The 19274-nt window shown below is 72.4% G+C and carries 12 protein-coding genes; 7 read left to right on the forward strand and 5 right to left on the reverse strand.

Annotated features, from left to right (window positions below):
• Window positions 1-12: 12 nt before the first annotated feature.
• A complete protein-coding gene (locus tag IH48_RS0120630; protein WP_030906498.1) occupies window positions 13-2127 on the reverse strand; it encodes a restriction endonuclease in 2115 nt (704 codons plus the stop codon).
• A 240-nt stretch (window positions 2128-2367) separates the two neighbouring features.
• Between IH48_RS0120630 and IH48_RS0120635 the strand changes: the two genes are divergently transcribed.
• Window positions 2368-2844, forward strand: a complete 477-nt coding sequence (locus tag IH48_RS0120635; RefSeq protein ID WP_030906501.1) for a VOC family protein — start codon at window positions 2368-2370, stop codon at window positions 2842-2844.
• A 548-nt stretch (window positions 2845-3392) separates the two neighbouring features.
• Here IH48_RS0120635 and IH48_RS0120645 read toward each other — a convergent pair.
• Window positions 3393-4322, reverse strand: coding sequence for an NADP-dependent oxidoreductase (locus tag IH48_RS0120645; RefSeq protein WP_030906504.1), 930 nt, complete (start codon window positions 4320-4322; stop codon window positions 3393-3395).
• Window positions 4323-4407: 85 nt separating this feature from the next.
• Here IH48_RS0120645 and IH48_RS0120650 point away from each other — a divergent pair, with 85 nt between their 5' ends.
• From IH48_RS0120650 to IH48_RS0120660, 3 genes are all read left to right on the forward strand, one after another.
• The gene (locus tag IH48_RS0120650) at window positions 4408-4998 is read left to right on the forward strand and encodes a TetR/AcrR family transcriptional regulator (RefSeq protein ID WP_030906507.1); all 591 of its coding nucleotides are present in this window, start codon (window positions 4408-4410) and stop codon (window positions 4996-4998) included.
• Window positions 4999-5214: 216 nt separating this feature from the next.
• A complete protein-coding gene (locus IH48_RS0120655) occupies window positions 5215-7116 on the forward strand; it encodes a phospholipase C (RefSeq protein WP_051840259.1) in 1902 nt (633 codons plus the stop codon).
• A gap of 261 nt (window positions 7117-7377) precedes the next feature.
• A complete protein-coding gene (locus tag IH48_RS0120660; RefSeq protein WP_030906512.1) occupies window positions 7378-9153 on the forward strand; it encodes an FG-GAP repeat domain-containing protein in 1776 nt (591 codons plus the stop codon).
• A 74-nt stretch (window positions 9154-9227) separates the two neighbouring features.
• Here the strand turns inward: IH48_RS0120660 and IH48_RS0120665 are convergent, their stop codons facing one another.
• Window positions 9228-10151, reverse strand: a complete 924-nt coding sequence (locus IH48_RS0120665) for a D-alanyl-D-alanine carboxypeptidase family protein (protein WP_030906514.1) — start codon at window positions 10149-10151, stop codon at window positions 9228-9230.
• A 99-nt stretch (window positions 10152-10250) separates the two neighbouring features.
• On the reverse strand, window positions 10251-10691 hold the full coding sequence (locus IH48_RS0120670; protein ID WP_030906516.1) for an ester cyclase: 441 nt from the start codon (window positions 10689-10691) through the stop codon (window positions 10251-10253).
• 70 nt (window positions 10692-10761) lie between these two features.
• On the opposite strand from IH48_RS0120670, the gene IH48_RS37090 reads away from it, so the two are divergent.
• The 3 genes from IH48_RS37090 to IH48_RS0120685 all read left to right on the forward strand — a co-directional run bounded on the left by IH48_RS37090 (window position 10762) and on the right by IH48_RS0120685 (window position 16255).
• On the forward strand, window positions 10762-11658 hold the full coding sequence (locus IH48_RS37090) for a LysR family transcriptional regulator (RefSeq protein ID WP_051840263.1): 897 nt from the start codon (window positions 10762-10764) through the stop codon (window positions 11656-11658).
• 128 nt (window positions 11659-11786) lie between these two features.
• Entirely contained in the window at window positions 11787-14003 is a 2217-nt protein-coding gene (locus IH48_RS0120680) for a family 78 glycoside hydrolase catalytic domain (RefSeq protein WP_078849906.1), read from the forward strand.
• A gap of 2 nt (window positions 14004-14005) precedes the next feature.
• Window positions 14006-16255 (forward strand): alpha-L-rhamnosidase C-terminal domain-containing protein, encoded by a 2250-nt coding sequence (locus IH48_RS0120685; protein WP_030906522.1) that lies wholly within the window; start codon window positions 14006-14008, stop codon window positions 16253-16255.
• 84 nt (window positions 16256-16339) lie between these two features.
• On the opposite strand, the gene IH48_RS0120690 is transcribed toward IH48_RS0120685, so the two are convergent.
• Window positions 16340-19015 carry an alpha-L-rhamnosidase C-terminal domain-containing protein gene (locus tag IH48_RS0120690; RefSeq protein ID WP_037842740.1) on the reverse strand — a complete coding sequence of 892 codons (2676 nt, stop codon included), beginning with the start codon at window positions 19013-19015 and terminating at the stop codon, window positions 16340-16342.
• Between the last annotated feature and the right edge of the window lie 259 nt (window positions 19016-19274).

Raw genomic sequence — 19274 nt, forward strand, 5'->3', positions numbered from 1 at the left:
GGCGCATGCAAGCTACTCCACCTCGATCCCGAAGTCCCCCACCAGCGCCTCAAGACCGCCCCGGTAGCCCTTTCCGCCCAGCACGAAGTCCCAGTCGCCGCCATCGCGCCGCCGGAACGAGCCGAGGACCAGGGCCGTCTCGCCCGGGCGCCCGTCCGAGACCGGCAGGCGGTCGAGTTCCGCGCCCGTCGCGTCCCGCAGCAGCACGCCCGCGTCGGTGAACCCCGACAGGTCGGCCTGCGGGTTGGCCACCGGGTCGACGGCGGCGACCAGGACCAGCCGGTCGGCGCCCGGCGGCAGGCGGTCGAAGCCGACGCGTATCGCCGCGCGGTCGCCACCGGCCGGCTCCACCATGGCGACCGAACCGTCGGGCGTGCCGCGGTTGTTGAAGAACACGAAGTGGTCGTCACTCAGCACGCGCCCGCCACGGCACACCAGCGCGCACACGTCGAGCGCGACCTGCCCGGCCCACACCATGCCGAGCGTCGCGGCATCCGGGTCGGACCGCGGTGCGTCCACCAGCGTTGTGCCCGGGCCCGGGCCCGCGTCAGAGCCGGCGTCCGCGCCCGTTCCCGCACGCCCGCCGAGCCGGCCGCGCAGCCCGTACCTGTGCAGCAGTTCCACCAGTTCGGGGCCCGAGACCAGTTGGAGCGGCTTGCCGTTGGCGAACGCCCGCGAGCCGTTGCCGAACCCCGACGTCGTGACGAGGAGCCCCTTGTTCGCGCCCTGGTCCTGCACCGTCCCGTACAGGTCGCGCACCGCGGTGGGCGGCACCGTGTTGCGGTACCGCTTCACCTGCACCACGATCTTGCCGCCGCTGATCGGGTCGGGGTCGAGCGCGTCCACGTCCACACCGCCGTCGCCCGACCTGACCGTCGTCAGCGCCCGCATCCCGCGCGCCCGGAACAGTTCGGCGACGAGCTCCTCGAACTCCAGCGGATCCATCTCGAACAGGTCGGGCTCCTCGCCCGCGCCGTGCGAGACGACGGCGCCCGCGCCCACATCGCCTGGCAACCGCCCGTGCGCCACCGCCGACAGCTGGTCCGGACGGGTGGACAGGCGGCCGTGCAAGCCGTCCACCAGGCAGTCCACCGGGCTCACCAGCTCCAGGTTGAGCGCCTCGAACTCCGCGCGCTCCACCGACGCCGACGCCAGGTACACGCGCGTCCCGCGCCCCGTCGCCGGGTCCGGGCCTTCGGCGAAGCCGTTCAGCGTCACCGCGCGCAGCACGCGGAACTCGTCCGCCGCGAAGATGTCATGCAGCACCAGCAGAACACACTGCGCGAGCGTGTCCCGGTACAGCGCGCGCCGCTGCGTCACGGGGCGCGCCACCTCGCGCTCCTCGTCCGCGCTCGCCACGTACCGCACCGACCTCACCTCGGGCACGGCCTCGTAGGGCGGCAGCTCCCAGTCGAGCACCAACTCCCCCGCGAACCCGTCGAAGGCCGCCGTCACCTGGCGCGGGAACGCGTCGGGCCATGCCGTCGACGCGTACAGCGCGGCCGAGAAGTACTCGACGGCCGTGGCCGCGTCGCCGTCGCGCAGCCCGGCCGCCATCGCGCGCACGCTGTCGTTGTGGCGCTGCGTTCCGGCCCGCACGCCGGCCGCCCAATCGTCGTACGCCCTGCGGTATTCGGCGAGTTGGCGCGTGCGCTGCTCCTGCGCGTACTGGGCGGCGCGCAGGTCGTGCTCGTAGCGCTGCCGAGCCTCGTGGAGCGCGGCCTGCCGCCGCGCCTGCGACCAGCCCCCGCCGGCCGGCCGGTAGCGCGCCGGGTCGGGCAGCGGGACGGGGTGGGCCAGCGCGCCCGGCGCGAACGGTTCGAGCGGGCCCTGCTCGCGCATCAGCGACGCCGTGCTGAACGGCGGGGCGCCGCATCCCTTCACCAGCAGCCCCGTCAGCTCTGCGACACGCCCCTCAAGATCGGCGGTGCGGCGCTGCGTCTCCGCCTCGCGCTCCCGCTTGTACTGCGCGCGCAGTTCGCGGTCGGCCCGCGTCGCCGCGTGCTGCCGCCGACGCGCCTCCCGCTGAGCGGCGGCCCGCTCGCGCTGTTGCGCCTCGTACTGCCGCTGCTGCTGGCGCTGTGCCTCCGCCCAGGCCCCCGCCAGCCCGCCGGCACGATGGCTCATCTCCCACACCCTCCCCACACCGCGGCGCGCGCGGTGCGCGCCCCCGCCGTGTTCCCCTCACCCAGCACTCTCCGCGCTGCCCGCGCGTCTCTTGGTCGATTCTCCCGGACGTCGGCCACCTTGAATGCGGGGCCGGCACCGCAGCACCGATGAGTTTCGCGCGCGGGGCGGGTCTTCCCCCTCGACAGCCCTCGACAGCCCTCGACAGCGCACGCAGGACGACCGGCTCATGGAGGAACCATGCCCAGGCTCATCCCGAACCTCTGGTTCGACTCGAACGGCATGGAGGCCGCGGAGTACTACGTCTCGGTCTTCCCGAACTCGCGGATCAACCACGTCTCGCACTACGGCGATGCGGGGCCGCGCCCGGCGGGCACGGTTCTGACCGTCGAGTTCGAGCTGGACGGCCGGCCGTTCACGATCATCAACGGCGGCCCGGAGTTCACGTTCGACGAGGCGGTCTCGTTCCAGATCGACTGCGCCGACCAGCAGGAGGTCGACGGCTACTGGGACCGGCTGGTCGGCGACGGCGGCCAGGAGGGCCCCTGCGGCTGGCTCAAGGACAAGTACGGCCTGTCCTGGCAGGTGGTGCCCGCCGCCATGGCCGCGCTGATGGCCGACCCGGACCCGGCGCGTACCGACCGGGCGATGAAGGCCATGTTCGGCATGAAGAAGCTCGACATCGCGGCCCTGGAGGCAGCGGCGAACGGCACGTGACGGGCGGCATGGCGGGGCGCGACCCGCCATGCCGCCGGGCTCGTCAGGACGCGACGCCGCCGGGTCCTGGCGGCCGCCCGCGGGGTCGTCCGCGCCGTCACGGGGGCGGGGCGGACGACCCCGGCCACGACGGCGGCCCTGGCCGGCGGACGCACGCACGCCCCGATCGGTCGGCCGCGTCGCCCCGTCCGCGGGCCAGGGCCGCAGGCCACCGCAGCCCCGGCCACCGGGACGCAGGCGGCAGGCGGCAGGCGGCAGGCGGCAGCACAGCCGAGCCGCCGAGCCGCCGAGCCGCCGAGCCGCCGAGCCGCCGAGCCGCCGAGCACCAACGGCCCACCGGGCGCCGGGGCGGCGGACCACTGGGCCACGGCCCAACGGGCAACCGGACCCGCTGCCCCGCAGCGCCGCCAGGCACAGGCCACAGGATCGCCGGACAAGCGGGCCGCAGGCCGCCACCGGGCCGCAGAACCGCCAGACGCCGGGGTCGCAGAGGCACCGGGCCCACGGTCGGCCGGGCCGTCAGACCCCGTCGCGTCCGGCGTCCGGCGTCAGAGCGTGACGACGACCTTGCCGTGGACGTGGCGCGCGGCCTGGAGCTCCACCGCGTCCCGGACCCGCTCGATCGGGAACGTCGCGGCGATCGGCACGGTGACGTCGCCCGCGGCGATCGCCCTGGCGATCCGCCCGAGCGAGCCGGGCTCCGCGTCGAAGCCGCCGGTCTCGCGCACGCCGCCGGGAGCGTTGCCGGCCGCCGCGATCGTCGAGATCCGCTCGGGCTTCACGCCGAGCGAGAGCGCGGCCTCGGCCGTCTCCGTGCCGAACAGGTCGGTCGCCGCGCTCACTCCGCCGGGGGCCAGTGCCCGTACCCGTTCGGCCAGCCCGTCGCCGTACGCCACGGGCTCGGCGCCCAGCTGCCGCAGGAACTCGAACGTGGACTCCGACGCGGTCCCGATCACCCTGGCGCCTGCGAGCTTCGCGAGCTGCACGGCGAATACGCCCACACCGCCCGCCGCGCCGCCGATCAGGACGGTGTCCCCCGACTTCAGGCCGATCGCCGCCAGGGCGGCGGCCGCGGTCGAGCCGGCGACGGCGAGCGTGCCCGCCACCTCGTCGCTGACGCCCTCCGGCGTGCGGGAGAGCGCCTCGTGCCCCTGCGTGGACGCCTTGACCACCACGAAGTCGGCGACGCCCCGGTTCATCGCGCCACCGAAGACACGGTCGCCGACGGCGAAGCCCGTGGCGCCCGCGCCGACCTCGTCCACGACGCCCGCGTAGTCGTGTCCGAAGCCGGACGGCAGCGTGACGCCGAAGCGCTCCGCCACCTCCGGCATCGAGGCGATGAGCCAGTCCATGGGGTTCAGGCCGGCGGCCGCCACGCGGACGCGGACCTCACCCGCGCCGGCGTGCGGCTCCGGGACCTCTCGCACCTCCAGGACCTCGGGGCCTGCGAACTTCTCGTACATGACTGCTCGGCTCATGGGGAATCTCCAGCGAGGCTAAGTGATGGGACTTGGTCTTATCACTGTACACCGGTGACGGGACCGAGTGCCGTAGACTCGCCCCATGGCCCGCTGGCAGCCCAACGCACCCGAGCGACTCGTCGTCGCCGCCCTCGACCTGTTCGCCGAGCGCGGCTACGACAGCACGACGGTGATCGACATCGCGCAGCGCGCGGGGCTGACGAAGAGCACTTTCTTCCGGCACTTCCCCGACAAGCGGGAAGTGCTCTTCGCAGGTGGCGGCTCGATGGCCGACGTGCTCGCGCAGGGCATCGCCGGGGCGCCCGGCGACGCCGCCCCGCTCGAAGCCGTGGCCCAAGGTCTGGACGCGGTCGGCAGGGAGATCTTCGTACCCGCCCGGCGCGCGTTCGCCTCGAAGCGGCGGACGGTGATCGCCGCCAACCCGGAGCTGCGGGAACGGGAGGCCCTCAAGGGGATCGGCCTCACCGCCGCGATGGCCGCCGCGCTGAGGAGCCGCGGCGTCCCCGACGTGGCCTCGCGCGTGGCGGCGCAGCTCGGCGCGCTCGTCATGGCGATCGCCCACGAGCGCTGGACCGGCACGGATGCCGGGGAAGGGCTCGGCGAGGAGTTCGGCGGCGTCGCACGGCGGGCGCTCGCCGAAGTACGGGAAGCCGGCGCGCTGTCCCTCGGCTGACGCGACCGGTGCACTGACGCGCCCGGTACCTCGGGTCGCACCCCCCGGGACCGCGCGCGGGCCATTTGCTGGCCGAGCGTTCACCCCACCGCCAACTACGCGCCACGTGCCCGCCCGTACGGCTCGCAGAGCATGTTCACCGAAATCCGACAGCGCATGCCGGCACACACCCGTGCGGGGAGCGGCCTGGGTGCGCACGCATGGACAGGTGGACAGATGTTCAGTGCAAGAGCCACCGCGGCTGCCGGCAGCCGGGGCGCGGGCGCGAGCAGGGCCGCGGGCAGAGCCGCGGCACTCGTCGCGGCCGCCGCGCTCGTCGCCCTCGGCGCCTCCGCGGCCCCCGCCTCCGCCGCCCACAAGGCCACCGACCACAAGGCCAGGGACAACAGCGCGAGGACCACCACACCGATCAAGCACGTCGTGGTCATCTTCGGCGAGAACGAGTCCTTCGACCACTACTTCGCCACCTACCCGAAGGCCGCGAACACGGACGGCACGCCGTTCGTCGCCGCCGGGAACACACCGAAGGTCGACAACCTCGCGAACGCGCACCTGCTGAAGAAGAACCCCAACCAGTACGCGCCGAAGCGCCTTTCCGCGTCCCAGGCGCTGACCTGCGACCAGAACCACAGCTACGGCCCCGAGCAACTCGCCTACAACAACGGCAAGGCCGACAAGTTCGTCCAGAACACCGAGACGGACACCTGCTCGGGCGGCCTGTTCGGCGAGCCCGGCCTGTCCATGGACTACTACGACGGCAACACGACGACCGCGCTGTGGAACTACGCCCAGCACTACGCGCTGAGCGACAACTCCTACGGCTCGACCTTCGGCCCGTCGACGCCCGGCGCGCTGAACCTGATCTCCGGCCAGACGCACGGCGTCGTCTCGATGGACCCGGTCACGGGCACCGAGCACCCGAAGCAGACGAAGACGCCGAGTTCGTCCGTCGTGGCGTCGCCGGACAAGAAGGGCGTCGGCACCGTCATCGGCGACCCGGACCCCGCCTACGACGACTGCTCGGACTCGAACCACAAGTCCACATCGGCGCTCGCGGCGATGAAGGGCAGGAACATCGGCGACCTGCTCAACGCCAAGAAGGTGTCGTGGGGCTGGTTCCAGGGCGGCTTCCGGCCGACACAGGCGTGGGACGGCACGAAGGGCGCCTACGCGGTCTGCGGCGCGGCCCACACGAACATCGGCGGTGCGTCCGTCGTCGACTACAGCCCGCACCACGAACCGTTCCAGTACTACAAGTCCACGTCGAACCCGCACCACTTGGCGCCGGCGAGCGTCAAGGAGATCGGCCACGCGGGCCGCGCGAACCACAACTACGACCTGACGGACTTCGACGCAGCACTCGCCGCCCAGAGGCTGCCCGCCGTGTCGTTCCTGAAGGCCGCCGAGTACCAGGACGCCCACCCCGGCTACTCGGACCCGATCGACGAGCAGAACTTCCTCATCTCCGAGATCAACAAGATCCAGAAATCGCCGCAGTGGAAGTCCACCGCGATCGTCCTCGCCTACGACGACTCGGACGGCTGGTACGACCACGTCTCGCCGCCCGTGCTCAACGGGTCGAAGGACACCACGCTCGGCTCGAACGGCAAGCCCACGGACTCCGCCGCCTGCCGCCAGGGGCCGAGGGCCAGGGGCGGCTACGCGGATCGCTGCGGGCCGGGCCCGCGGGTGCCGATGATGGTCATCTCGCCGTACGCGAAGACCAACCACGTCGACCACACGCTGACCGAGCAGGCGTCCGTCACGCGCTTCATCGAGGACAACTGGTCGACGCGGAAGATCGGTGACGCGTCGTTCGACTCGCGCGCCGGCACGATGCGCAACTTCTTCGACTTCAGGAGGCCCAACAAGGTCGAGGTACTCCTCGACAAGAAGGGCCGGGTCTCCCGGGTGACGTCCATCCCGAAGAAGGCGCCGAAGCCGCGGACGGACGTCAAAATCACCGGCCCCATGGGCGGCGGCCTGGACGGCGCGGGACTCGCCTCGCAGAGCGGGCCCTCGACCTCCGTGACCGTTCCGGTCGTCGCCGGGGTGGCGCTGCTTGCGGCGATCGGCGGCGGCGCCGCGCTGCGCCGCAGGCGGAGGAACACCGCGTGAGGCGGTAAAGCGGCAGGAACAACGCCCAGCGGGCGGAGGGGCGGAAAACGGGAGGGGCGGCGCCACCGGAGAGTGGCACCGCCCCTTCACGCTTGCGTGACCAGCCAGTTCGAACCAACTCTTGAACAAATTGCGAGTGAACTGTGAGCCTCCTGAGGCTATAGTTGTGCGTCCCGAGTCGGGTACGTGTGCGACTCGGACTTCACGTTCAACGCGCCCGGGCACACTCGGCTGCGCGTCTTTCACATCCCTGGGGGGGTTGTGTCACATTCCGTTTCGGCGCGTTCCCGTACGCGCCGTTCCCGCCGCCTCGTCGCGGCCTGCACCACCGGAATCCTCGCCGCCGGAGCCTTCGCTCTCGGCCCGGCCGCCGTCGCGCAGGCCGACACGGGTTCCGGCGCCACCGCACCGCACACCGTGAAGCCGGCCTCGCCGCAGGCCACTTCGCGGCCCACGCTGACGCTGCCGAAGAAGCCGCAGAACTCCACGCACAAGACGCGTTCACTGGCCACGGCCGGCACGTCGGGCGCCGGGCTGAAGAAGGCGCGCTTCGACGCGGACGGCGACGGCTACGCGGACCTCCTGACGCAGGAAGCCAACGGCACCATCTGGCAGTTCACCACGGGTGACTACAAGTGGACGCAGCACGGGACGAGCGACGTCAAGTACCGCGACATCCTGACGCCCGGCTCCGAGACCAGCACGTCGGGCGCACAGGTGCTCACGCTGTCCATCACTGGTCAGCTGTCCCTGTGGGACTACTCGTCCTTCCCCAGCGGCTCGCCCGTGTGGTCGGGCTCGGGGTGGAACATGTACAACAAGGTCATCGCAGTGGGTGACACCGACGGCGACGGCCACGGCGACCTGCTGGCGCGCACGCCCGGCGGCGACCTCTACCTCTACCTCGGCACGGGCAGCGCCTCCCATCCGTTCACCTCGAAGGTCAAGGTCGGGTACGACTACGACGGCTACGACCAGCTACTCGGCGGCGGCGACATCACCGGCACCGGCCACGAGTCGCTGATCGCCCGCGACCTGAGCGGCAACCTCTGGTACTACCAGCTCGACGGCACGGCGGCGAACCCGCTTGCCCGTCGCGTGCGGATCGGCACCGGCTGGAACGTGTACAACCAGATCATCGGCTACGGGGACGACCCCACGCAGATCGGTGGCATCCTCGGTCGCACCGTCTCGGGCGACCTGTACTTCTACGAGGGCGACGGGTCAGGCACGGGCGCGCTCACGCCCAAGACCCTCAACGGAACGGGCTGGAACAGCCAGCTGATCTCCGGGGCGGGCAGCAACCCGTTCTGGGGCAAGAACCAGCTGTTCGGCCTCAAGTCCGACGGCAAGCTGTACTACTACTACGGCATGGAGACCGGCAAGGTCAGTGCACGCACGCAGATCGGCGACACCTTCAAGGGCGCCAAACTGCTCTCCCCGGTCTCACTGACCAACCAGGACGAGGAGTCCCTGCTCGAGATCTACCAGGGCACGCTCTACAACGACACGCAGGGCTTCACGAGCAAGAAGACCACCGGGTTCGGCAGCTACAACAAGGTGCTCGGCCCCGGCGACCTCAACGGCGACGGCCTCAGCGACCTGCTCGCCCGGGACACCGGCGGCACGCTGTGGCTCTACACAGGCAAGGGCGACGGCACGTTCCACGCGAGGACCAGGATCGGCGGCGGCTGGAACGCGTACAACCAGATCGTCGGCGCCGGTGACATCAACGGTGACGGCTACGCCGACATCGTCGCCCGGAACTCGAAGGGCCAGCTCTACTTCTACGCCGGCACGGCGAAGGCGAGCGCACCGTTCACGTCGAAGTCCCTGATCGGCGGCGGCTGGAACACCTACACCAAGCTCGCCGCGCCCGGCGACCTGGACGGTGACGGGCGCGCCGATATCGTGGGCGTCAACTCGGCGGGTCAGCTCTACCGTTACTCGGCCACGGGACACACCGGTGGCGGCACGTTCAAGGGGCGTGCCGAGATCGGCACGAGCGGCTGGAACAGCTACACGTCGCTGTCCTGACAGTTCGATGGCCCGGCCGCGCGTCGCGGCCGGGCCATCGGTCGGTTTCGTGCCCGCTCGGGCGGTCGCCGCCGTCAGTCCTGCTGGGAGCCCTTCGGAAGGCTGCGGAGCCTCATTCCGGGCGCCGCGTTCGTGCCGAAGCCGTAGTCGAGCAGCCTGGCCGCGTCGGCGTAGCGGTCGCTGTCGTCCAGGACCGTGCCCACCAGGGTCTTGCCGCCGCGGGTGGCCGCGAACACCAGGCAGTCGCCCGCCGGGGTGGTGGTGCCGGTCTTGATGCCGATGACGCCGTCGTAGGAGCCGAGCAGCCGGTTGGTGTTGTGCCACGTGTAGTACCGCGTGCGGCCGTTGGCGGCCGGGGCCTCGCCCTTGTACCGCTCGGTCTTGACGACCGTTCTGAACGTGCTGTTCCGCATGGCGTGCCTGGCCAGTCCGGCCAGGTCGGCCGGCGTGCTGGAGTCGGCGCCGATGCCGTCGAACGTGTCGAACCTCGTGTTGGTGAGGCCGAGGTCCTGGGCCTCCGCGTTCATCTTGGAGACGAACGACTTCGTACGCTCGGCGCTGGTCGCGCCGGTGCCGAACGTGTCGGCGAGCGCGTAGGCGGCGTCGGCGCCCGAGGGCAGCAGGGCCGCGTAGAGCAACTGGCGGACGGTGACCTTGTCCCCGGTCCTGAGGTCGGCGGTGCTCGCGCTGTGCTCGGTCACGTAGTCGCGGTACTCCTGCTTGACGGGCACCCGGCGGTCCAGGTCGACGCCCTTGGTGTCGAGCACCACGGAGGCGGTCATGATCTTCGCCGTACTCGCCATGGGCCGTGCGGTGTTCGCAGACCTGCCGTAGAGCGTGGTGCCGTCCGTCTCGTCCACCAGCGTCGCACCCTTGGCGGAGATCGCGGGCGCGGGGGCCTTGCTCGTCGCGGCGTGGGCGACCAGTGGGGACAGCGAGAGGAGCACACCGCAGGTGGCGGCGGCGACCGTTCGCTCGGTCAGGATCCTGACGGTCAAGGAGAAACACTCCGTATCTGCGTCGCTCGGTGGGTGATTCGGTGGGTGATACTGCCCGATACACGAAACACCATGTGTGCGCGTCAGGCCCGGAGCGGCTCACGCGAGCGCGCCGGTCTGCCGCAGCAGCGTCATCGCGTCGGCGACGGCCCAGTGTTCCGCCATCTGCCCGTCCCGGTACCTGACCAGGTCCATGACCCGGAACTCGACACGGTGGCCCGACGCGGGCACGCCGAACCACGGCCCGGTGTGGCGGCCGCCGAACACCTTGTGGGTGGCCACGAGATCCCCGTCCCCGACGCAGTGCAGCACGCCCACGGTGAGGTCGGAGAAGGCCGCGTGCAGGGCGGACATGGTCGCCCGTACCCCTTCGCGGTCACTCGCCTGCCCCGGCTCCGCCGTGTGGTTGCGGTAGCCGGCGTGGACGAGCGTGTCGATCAGCTCGAACCGTCCTCCCTGCTGGACCTGTTCGACGAAGAACCGCATACGGTCCACATTGCGTGCCCACTGATGCGTGTCTGTCTGATGCGTGTCTGTCATGACACCACTCCAGCAGCGGCCCGCCCGCTTCACCAAGACCGATCCGGTCCCCCGCCCATACCCTGGAGGTATGGAATCGCGAGAGCTGGCGTACTTCGTCGCGGTCGCCGAGGAACGCAGCTTCAGCCGGGCCGCCACCCGGCTCGGCATCGCCCAGCCCCCGCTGTCCCGCGCGGTCCAGCGTCTTGAGCGCCGGCTCGGTGTCCGGCTGCTCGACCGCACCGGCCGCCAGGTCTCGCCCACCCGTGCGGGCCGGGTGCTGTTCGACGAGGGCCGCAGGGCGCTCGCCGCACTCGCCACGGCCGAACGTCTGGCCCGGCGCGCCGGGCAGGCGCCGCCGCCGCTGACGGTGGTGACGAAGCCGGGCGGCGACGCGGGCCTCCTCACGTCCGTGCTCGCCCGGTACGCGGCGCTGCCGGAGGCGGTCGACGTCGACGTGCTGATCTGCTCCATCGGCGAGGAGATGGCCCTGCTGCGCGACGGAACCGCGGACGTCGCGCTGGTGCGCACGCCGCAGGACGACCTGTCGGGACTTGACACCGAGGAACTGCTCACCGAGCGCGAACTGGTCGTGGTGGACCGCACCCACCGGCTGGCCGGGCGCGCGTCGGTGAGCGCCGCCGACCTCGCCGGTGAGACGTTTCCGCGCTGGACCGCGGACGCACCCGGCAGCGGACCGGTCATCAGGGACACCGGGCAGGTGGCCGAGCTGATCGCCCTCGGCCGGATGATCGCCGTCCTGCCCGAGTCGGTGGCCCGGCGCCTCGGGCACGGCCTCGTCACCATCCCCGTCGACGACCGCCGCACGACGCTGCTGGCCGCCTGGCCCGCGGAGCGCCGCGACCGCGCACTCGCCGCGTTCATCCGCACCGCGGCCGTGACCGCGGCCGAGATGGCGACGGGGACCGGCGGTGGCACGGCCGGCGGGACCGCCACCGCGAGCCCGGACGCCGGCCCCGCGGCCTGACGGGAGCCGCGCCGCCGCGCAAGCGGAACGCGCACGCCTCTGGACTCCCTGTGAGGCACACCCGTAACCTGCTCGGCAGTCCGCCGAATTGAAACGTTCTAACTCAGCCAACTCGGCCCACAGGGAGCATGATGGATCGCGCCTCAGCACAGGGACCGCGCCGCCGCACCGTCGTCGCGGCCGCCATGACGTCCGCCCTGGTCAGCACCGTCGGCCTCGGCGCCGTGCCGGCCTTCGCCGCCCCGCGCCCCGAGCGGAGACCCGGCGCGGCCAAGGCACCGTCCGGGCGTTGGGATCGGTTCAATCTCTCGCCCCGCGGCCGGACCGTGCGGCCCGTGGCCACCCACCCCCGGGCCGGGCACGGCCCCGGTCAAGACGTCACCCACGCCGTGCTCAACGGCCAAGGAGCCTCCGTCACCTTCGACTTCGGCCAGGAGACCGGAGGCTTCGTCACCCTGCGGTTCTCGTCCGCCACCGACGCGGGGCAGATCGTCGGCCTCACCTACTCCGAGCTGTCCACCTACGTGAGCGCCACGTCCAGCGACGGCTCCAACGGCGGCTCGAACACCGAACCGCCCGTCCAGTACGCCGTCACCCCCGGCGGCGCGGTCTCCACCCGCCGCGACACACCCGTCGCCGGGACGAGCGGCGCGGCCGCCGCCGACCCCGCGTCCCAGCTGCGCGGCGGATTCCGCTACCTCACCGTCACCAACCAGACCGCCGGCACCGTACGCCTCACCGACGTGTCCGTGACCGTCACCTTCGCACCGAACGCCGCCGACCTGCGCGCGTACCCCAACTACTTCCACTGCGACGACGACCTGCTCAACCGGGTCTGGTACGCGGGCGCCTACACCGTCCAGACCAACATCATCGCCCGCGACCAGGGGCGCGTGTGGGGGCCGCCCGACATCGGCTGGGACAACAGCGCGCTCGTCGGCGAGAGCGGCGACACCGTCCTGGTCGACGGCGCGAAGCGCGACCGTACGGTGTGGCCGGGCGACCTCGGGATCTCGGTGCTCACCGACTACGTGTCACTCGGCGACCTCGAAACCGTGCGGGGCAGCCTGGAGACGCTCTACCACCACCAGGACCCGGCGACCGGCGCCCTGCCCTACGCCGGGCCCGCCGTCGACTTCATCGGCAACTCCGACGCGTACCACCTGTGGACGCTCATCGGCACGGCCGCGTACGTGCAGCTGTCAGGCGACACGGCCTGGGCGCGCTCCGTGTATCCCGCCTACCGCAAGGCCCTCGCCTTCTCCCTCGCCAAGCTGGACGCGGACGGGCTGCTCGACGTGACCGCAGCGGCCGACTGGGCACGCACCGACGCCGACGGCAAGAACCTCGAAGCCAACGCCATCATGTACCGCGCGCTGACCACCGCCGCGGGACTCGCCCGCACGCTGCGCGACACCGCGTCGGCCACGGACTGGGCGCACCGCGCGGCCATCCTCAAGTCGGCGGTGGAATCCGGCGGTTACTGGGACGCGTCGGCCGGCCTGTACCGCGACAAGCCCACAGGGCCCGGCGCGTCGCTCCACCCGCAGGACGGCAACTCGCTCGCGCTGTGGTTCGGGCTCGTCGACTCCGCCGATCGCGCCGCCACCGTCAGCGCGGCGCTCGCCGCGCGCTGGACGCCCGTCGGAGCGCTGTCGCCCGAGAAGTCCGCGGCCTCGGTGCACCCGTTCCCCGGCTCCATGGAAGTGCACGCCCACTTCGCCGCCGGGCGCGACGCGACCGCGCTCGACCTGATACGCCGCGAGTGGGGCTACATGCTCGACGCGGAGCAGGGCACCGCGTCCACGTTCTGGGAGGGCTACCGCACCGACGGCACGTCCGACTACGGCGGCTCCTACATGAGCGCGGCGCACGGCTGGTCCACGGGCCCGACCTCGGCGCTCACGTACCGGCTGCTGGGCATCGCGCCCGCCGACGACGGCGGCCCAGGACACACCGTCGTGCCGCAACCGGGCGGACAGCGGTACGCGGAAGGCCGGTTGACGACGGCGGACGGTGTGATCGCCGCGTCCTGGCAGCGCGGCCACGACGGCGCCTTCGACCTCACGGTCAGCGCGCCGCACGGCGCCGTCACCGAGGCCGGCGTGCCGGTGGGCGACGGCAGGGGTCAGGTCGTACGGCTGGACGGCAGGACCGTCTGGGACGGCACGACCGGCGCCACGCGCGCCCCGCGCTCCGACCAGCCGCACCACGCCCGTCACGCCGACGGCTACGTGTACGTGACCGGCCTGCCGGGCGGCAGCCACCGCATCACCGTACGCAGGGACAGGGACAGGGACAGGGACAGGGGCCGGGACCGGGGCCGCGCCGGGGAGAGGGGCTGACCATGACCTTCACGCACGCCTCCCCGGCCGCCACCCGTCTCCGCCGCGCCTGCCTCGCCGCCGTCGCCTCCGGTGCCGCCCTGTTCGCGCTGCTGCCGGCCGCCGGGCCCGCGGCCGCCGCGCCGCACCCGGTGCGCGGCCCCTGGTCCGACGCGAACTACACACCGCACCAGGGCGATTGGCGGCCGTACGTCCTCGCGCCGCACGGCCACACCGTCGCACCGCGGCGCGTCCTGTCCACCGACCCGCGCGGCGGCTCCATCTCGGGCGATCCACGCGCGTTGCTCGGCCAGGGGCACGGCACCGTCCGGCTCACGAGCACCGGCGACCGCACCACATCGCCGCTGGTCACCCTGGACTTCGGCAAGGAGGTCGGCGGCCGGATCAGCATCCGGGTGGCGGGCGCGTCGGCGACCCCGCCCAAGCTGCACGTGTGCTTCAGCGAGTCCCGCCAGTACGCGGCGACCACACCCACCGCCAACAGCGGCGAGGCCGCGTACGCACCGGGCTGCGACACCGCGAACATCTGGAACGGCTACCCGGGACAGCCGTACACCTACGACTCCGACAGCCACACCCTGACGTTCGACCCGTCGCACCTGCCGACCACCGTCACCGACCAGCAGATCAGGGGCGGCTTCCGGTACGCGACGCTGTTCCTCGACGGCCCCGGACGGCTCGACCTCGGCGCCGCGTCCCTGAAGTTCGACGCCGCGCCGAAGCAGCGGGACCCGGCCGCGTACAAGGGCTGGTTCCTCTCCAGTGACAACGAGCTCAACAAGATCTGGTACGCGGGCGCCTACACCGTCCAGATGGACACGTGGATGCCCGACACGGCCAAGAGCTGGCCGTACACGCCTGGCGAGCCCGACCACGCCGATGCGGTGATCCCCGGCGCCGACCCGGGCAAGGAGGTCATCCTCGACGGCGCGAAGCGCGACCGTGTGGTGTGGCAGGGCGACCTCGCCGTGCAGGCCCCCGTCACGTACCTCACCACCGATGACACCGACGCCGTCGACAACTCCCTGTCGTCGCTGGCCGGTCAGCAGCTCGCGGACGGATTCGTCCCGGCGGAGAGCCTCGTCGGGCAGCACAACGAGGACGAGATCCGCACCTACGGCGAGTACGTGACCTGGTTCGTGCAGAACCACTACGACCACTGGCTCTACACCGGCGACTCGGCGTACCTGAAGAAGTGGTGGCCGGCCCTGACCCGTGCCACGGCCTGGCTCGAGTCGGTCAGGCAGCAGGACCCCGGCGGCCTCATCGCGTTCGGCGACGCCGGATCGTGCGGCCACTACGGGTACAGCGACTGCGGCCACGAGACGTACGTCAACGCGCTGTACGTCCGCAACCTGCGCGACATGGCACGACTCGCCACCGCGCAGGGCGGCAAGGCGGCCTCCGGCACCTACGCCAAGCGCGCGGACGTTGTCGCGGCGGCGATCAACTCCCAGCTGTGGGACGCCTCCACGGGCGCGTACCGGCTCTCCCGGGAGACCCAGGACGCCTACCCGCAGGACGCCAACGCGACCGCCGTCCTGACCGGCATCGCGAACGCGGACCAGGCCGCGCGCGCCATGGACTACCTGCACCGCACCAGCTGGGGCACGTACGGCGCGCTCACCGTCGCGCCCTCCACACCGAACGCGTCGATCAAGCCGTTCTACGAGCCGCTGCCCAGCGGCTTCGAGGCGAGCGCGCGGCTGTCGCTCGCCGACCCGAGCGGCACGCAGCAGGCGCTCGGGCTCGACCTGATCCGCACGTTCTGGGGCCACCAGCTGGCCGGCGACCCGGGCTCCACGTTCTGGGAGAAGGCCGACACGGCGGGGAACCCGGGCATCCAGCAGTTCACCAGCCTCGCGCACGGCTGGGCGTCGGGGCCCACCGTCTCCCTGACCTCGCAGGTGCTCGGCGTCACACCGACCGGGCCCGGGTACGCGTCGTACGACATCGTGCCGGTGGACGGCGGCCTGCACTGGGCGCAGGGCGCGGTCCCGACGCCGCACGGCACGATCACCGCGTCCTGGCGCCGCACCACGCACGGCTTCACGCTCACCACGCACGCACCGCGCGGCACGAGCGGGCGGCTCGCGGTGCCGACGGGCGGCAAGCACGTACAGGTCACGCTCGACGGCCGCACGGTGTGGAACGGCACGCGGGCGGTCGGCCACGCGCACGCGACGAGCGACGGCGCGCACGTGTACGTGGACGGGGTCCCGGCTGGGCACCACACGCTGACGGCGCACTGACCGGGCACGGCGCACTGCCCCTGGACGGCGCGTGGGCCCCCTCCCGAACCCGGGAAGGGGCCCACGCGCCGTTGCCGTCGCTCCTCAACGCCGGGTCGTGAACGTGTGCGTGCCCGCGCCGAGTCCGGTGACCGTCACGTACGCGCCGTCGCCGCTGACGCCCTTCGCCCGCGCGCGGCGCCCGTCCCACACGACCGTCCGGCCGCCCGCTCGCACCCGCGTCCCGGCGCCGTCGACCGGCACCGCCACCGAACCGCGTGTGCCGTGCGGCGCGTGCACGGTCAGGGTGAGCCCGCCGCCGTCCTCGCGTTCCCAGCGGACGGTGAGCGGCCCGTGCGGCGTGGGCAGTCGGCCCTCGGCCCAATCGAGCGAGGCCGCCGGATACGGGCGCACGGCCCACTCGGCGAAGCCCGGCGCGGTGGGGCGGGCGCCGAGCAACTGGTTGGTGAGCGCGGGCAGTACGCCCGTGGACCAGCCGTGCGCGCAGCTCGTGTAAGCGTCCTCGTACAGGGAGCCGCCAGGACCTGTGCCCTCCCAGTGTGTGATGCCGGGGTCGTGCGACGCCATCCAGCCGTAGGTGCGGCGGATCTGGTCGATCGCGGAGTCCGCGCGGCCGGTCTCGAAGCGCGCGACCAGCTCGGGGTACGACGTGAAGGCGTAGACGCGCTGGGACGCGCCGCCGAACAGGGTGTCGTTGTCCATGAACGCGTTGCCGTAGCGGGTTTTCGTCGTGGCGTCGAGGTGGTCGAGCGCCGAGCCCGCGCGGTCGGCGTCCGCGACGCCCGCCGTGATGGCGATGGAGTTGCCGTCCTGCGCGTGGCGTACGGCGCCCGTCGAGGAGTCCAGGTAGGCGCCGGCGGACTCGTCCCAGAGGTGGGCGTTGACAGCCTTGGCGACCACCTCGGCGCGGGCGCGCCAGCGGGCGGCGTCGGAGGCATGGCCGAGGAAGCCGGCGAGGGACGCCGCGTCCTTGAGTGCCTGGACGTAGTTGGCGTTGTAGTACGTGACGCGCCCGGTGCGGCCGAGGAACGCGTAATCGCCGTACCCGCCCGTTCCGTTGAGCCCCTTGCTCAGCAGGCCCGCCGGGTCCGTGACGCTCGGGTACCAGGTGTCGAGCACCTTGAGCAGCTGCGGGTAGTAGCGGGTCGCGTAGGCGCGGTCGCCGGTGTACAGCACGTAGTCCCAGCTGCACGTCACCCACCAGAGCGGATAGTCGAACAGCGGCAGTGTGTAGTTGTTGATGGAGGCGGGCGGTATCCAGCCGTCGGCGCGCTGGTGGTCGGCGAGGTCCGCGAGGACGTTGCGCGCGGCCTCGGCGGCGTCGGGGTGGGTGAGGTAGAGCGTGCGTGCGGACACCGCGAGGTCCCCGACGTACGGGTCTCGGTCGCGCTTCGCGCCGTCGTGCAGCACGAGCTTGCCGTCGAGCGTCGGCGAGTAGGCGTTCCTGGGGTCGACGTCGTCGCGCCTGAAGTGGTCGGTGACCAACTCGTTGGTGTAGGCGGCCGCGTACCAGTAGCGGTTGAGCTCGTCGTCCGATGACAGGAACCAGCCGCCGTAGCTCTCGGGCGTCCCCACGTACGCGGTGAAGTCCAGCGACACCGAGTCGACGGCGACCGTGCCCCAGGGCTGCGCCGCGGGCGCGTCGGAGGCGAGCGCGTCGAGGGTGAGGCGCAGGTAGCGGAAGCCGTGCAGGCCGTCCGCGTACACCTTGTCGGGGGCCGAGGGGTCGTCGCCCGCCTGGTGGCCGCGGTGGTCGTCGCGCCACTCGGCACCGTTCGCGGGGACGGCGAACTGGTCGGTGCCGTGGCCCGGATCGCCTGCCTGGTCGCCGCGGGTGAAGTCGGAGCGTGTGGTGAGGAACTTCGTCGACTCGGAGAACGCCAGCCGCACGCCGGGGTTGTTGCCGGACGCGTAGGCGAACCGCACGCGCGGGTAGCCGACGACGACCTTGCCGAAGTCCACGGTGACACCGGGGGGCTCGGCCACCGGCACGACGTCGGGCCACACCTCGTTGACGCGCGTGAACTCGCCCTGCGGGGTTGCCTGGTCGGCCGTCACGGTGATCCGGACGGCGGTGGTGGTGACCGTCGCGGTGAAGGGCACGGGCCGCTGCACGGCGGTGTTTCCGGTGACGGTGGCGGCGGACTGCCAGGCGGCGCCGTCCCAGGTGTCGACGGTGAACGCGGTGGGCACGCCGTCGGCGTTGGACAGCACGGTGATGCCGGGCAGGGTGTCCGGGGCGGGGAGCGTGATGGTCAGGGTGTCCGGATAGGCGCCCTGGGTGTCGTCGTTCCAGAACGTGTCGGGGTCGCCGTCGATCGCGTTCTTCGCGTCGTACGTACGGGGGTTGCCGTCGTCGCCGCCGTTGGGCGCGTGCGCGGAGGACGCCTCGGCGGTCGTGCCGTCGGGCCAGGCGGGCGGGGCGGTGGGCCGGGGTCTGGTGAGGACGGCCGGCTTGCCGCCGGGTTTCAGCAGGGCGTCGGCGTCGCGCACGTCGCCGGTGGTGGAGTCCGGCAGGATGCGGGTGGGTGCCACGGTGCGCGAGGACGGCCCCTGGACGTAGCGGTGCCAGGCTCCCGTGCCCTGCCCGGGGCGCGGCGGCCTGCCCGGGTGCCCGGGACGGGCGGCGAAGGCGGTGCCGGAGAGCGGGCCGAGCGCGACCGCGCCCGCGGCGGCGCCCGCCGCACCGGCCGCCAGCACCGCACGGCGGGCGGGTCCTGATGGTGCGGGCGTGTCGTCGTCGTGCTGCCTTGAGGTCATGTTCCGCTGCCTCTCACACGATTATTGAAACGTTTCAAGCATTGAGATCAAGGGCGACGGTATACCGGAGGCCGGAACCTGTACAGGGCCCCGGCAGCCGCGCGCCACCGCCGCCCCGCGCAACGGCCCGCCCCGCACGCCCCCTTGACGTGTCCGCGCCGTGGCGCTCCCCTGGGGATGGCCGCGCCCCAGCCGGGTGCGCGGCTTCCCCCCACCTGAACGGCCGCGCGCCGTGCGGCCGGAGAGGACAGCCGTGCAC

The sequence above is a fragment of the Streptomyces sp. NRRL F-5126 genome (assembly GCF_000721265.1).
GTDB lineage: Bacteria > Actinomycetota > Actinomycetes > Streptomycetales > Streptomycetaceae > Streptomyces.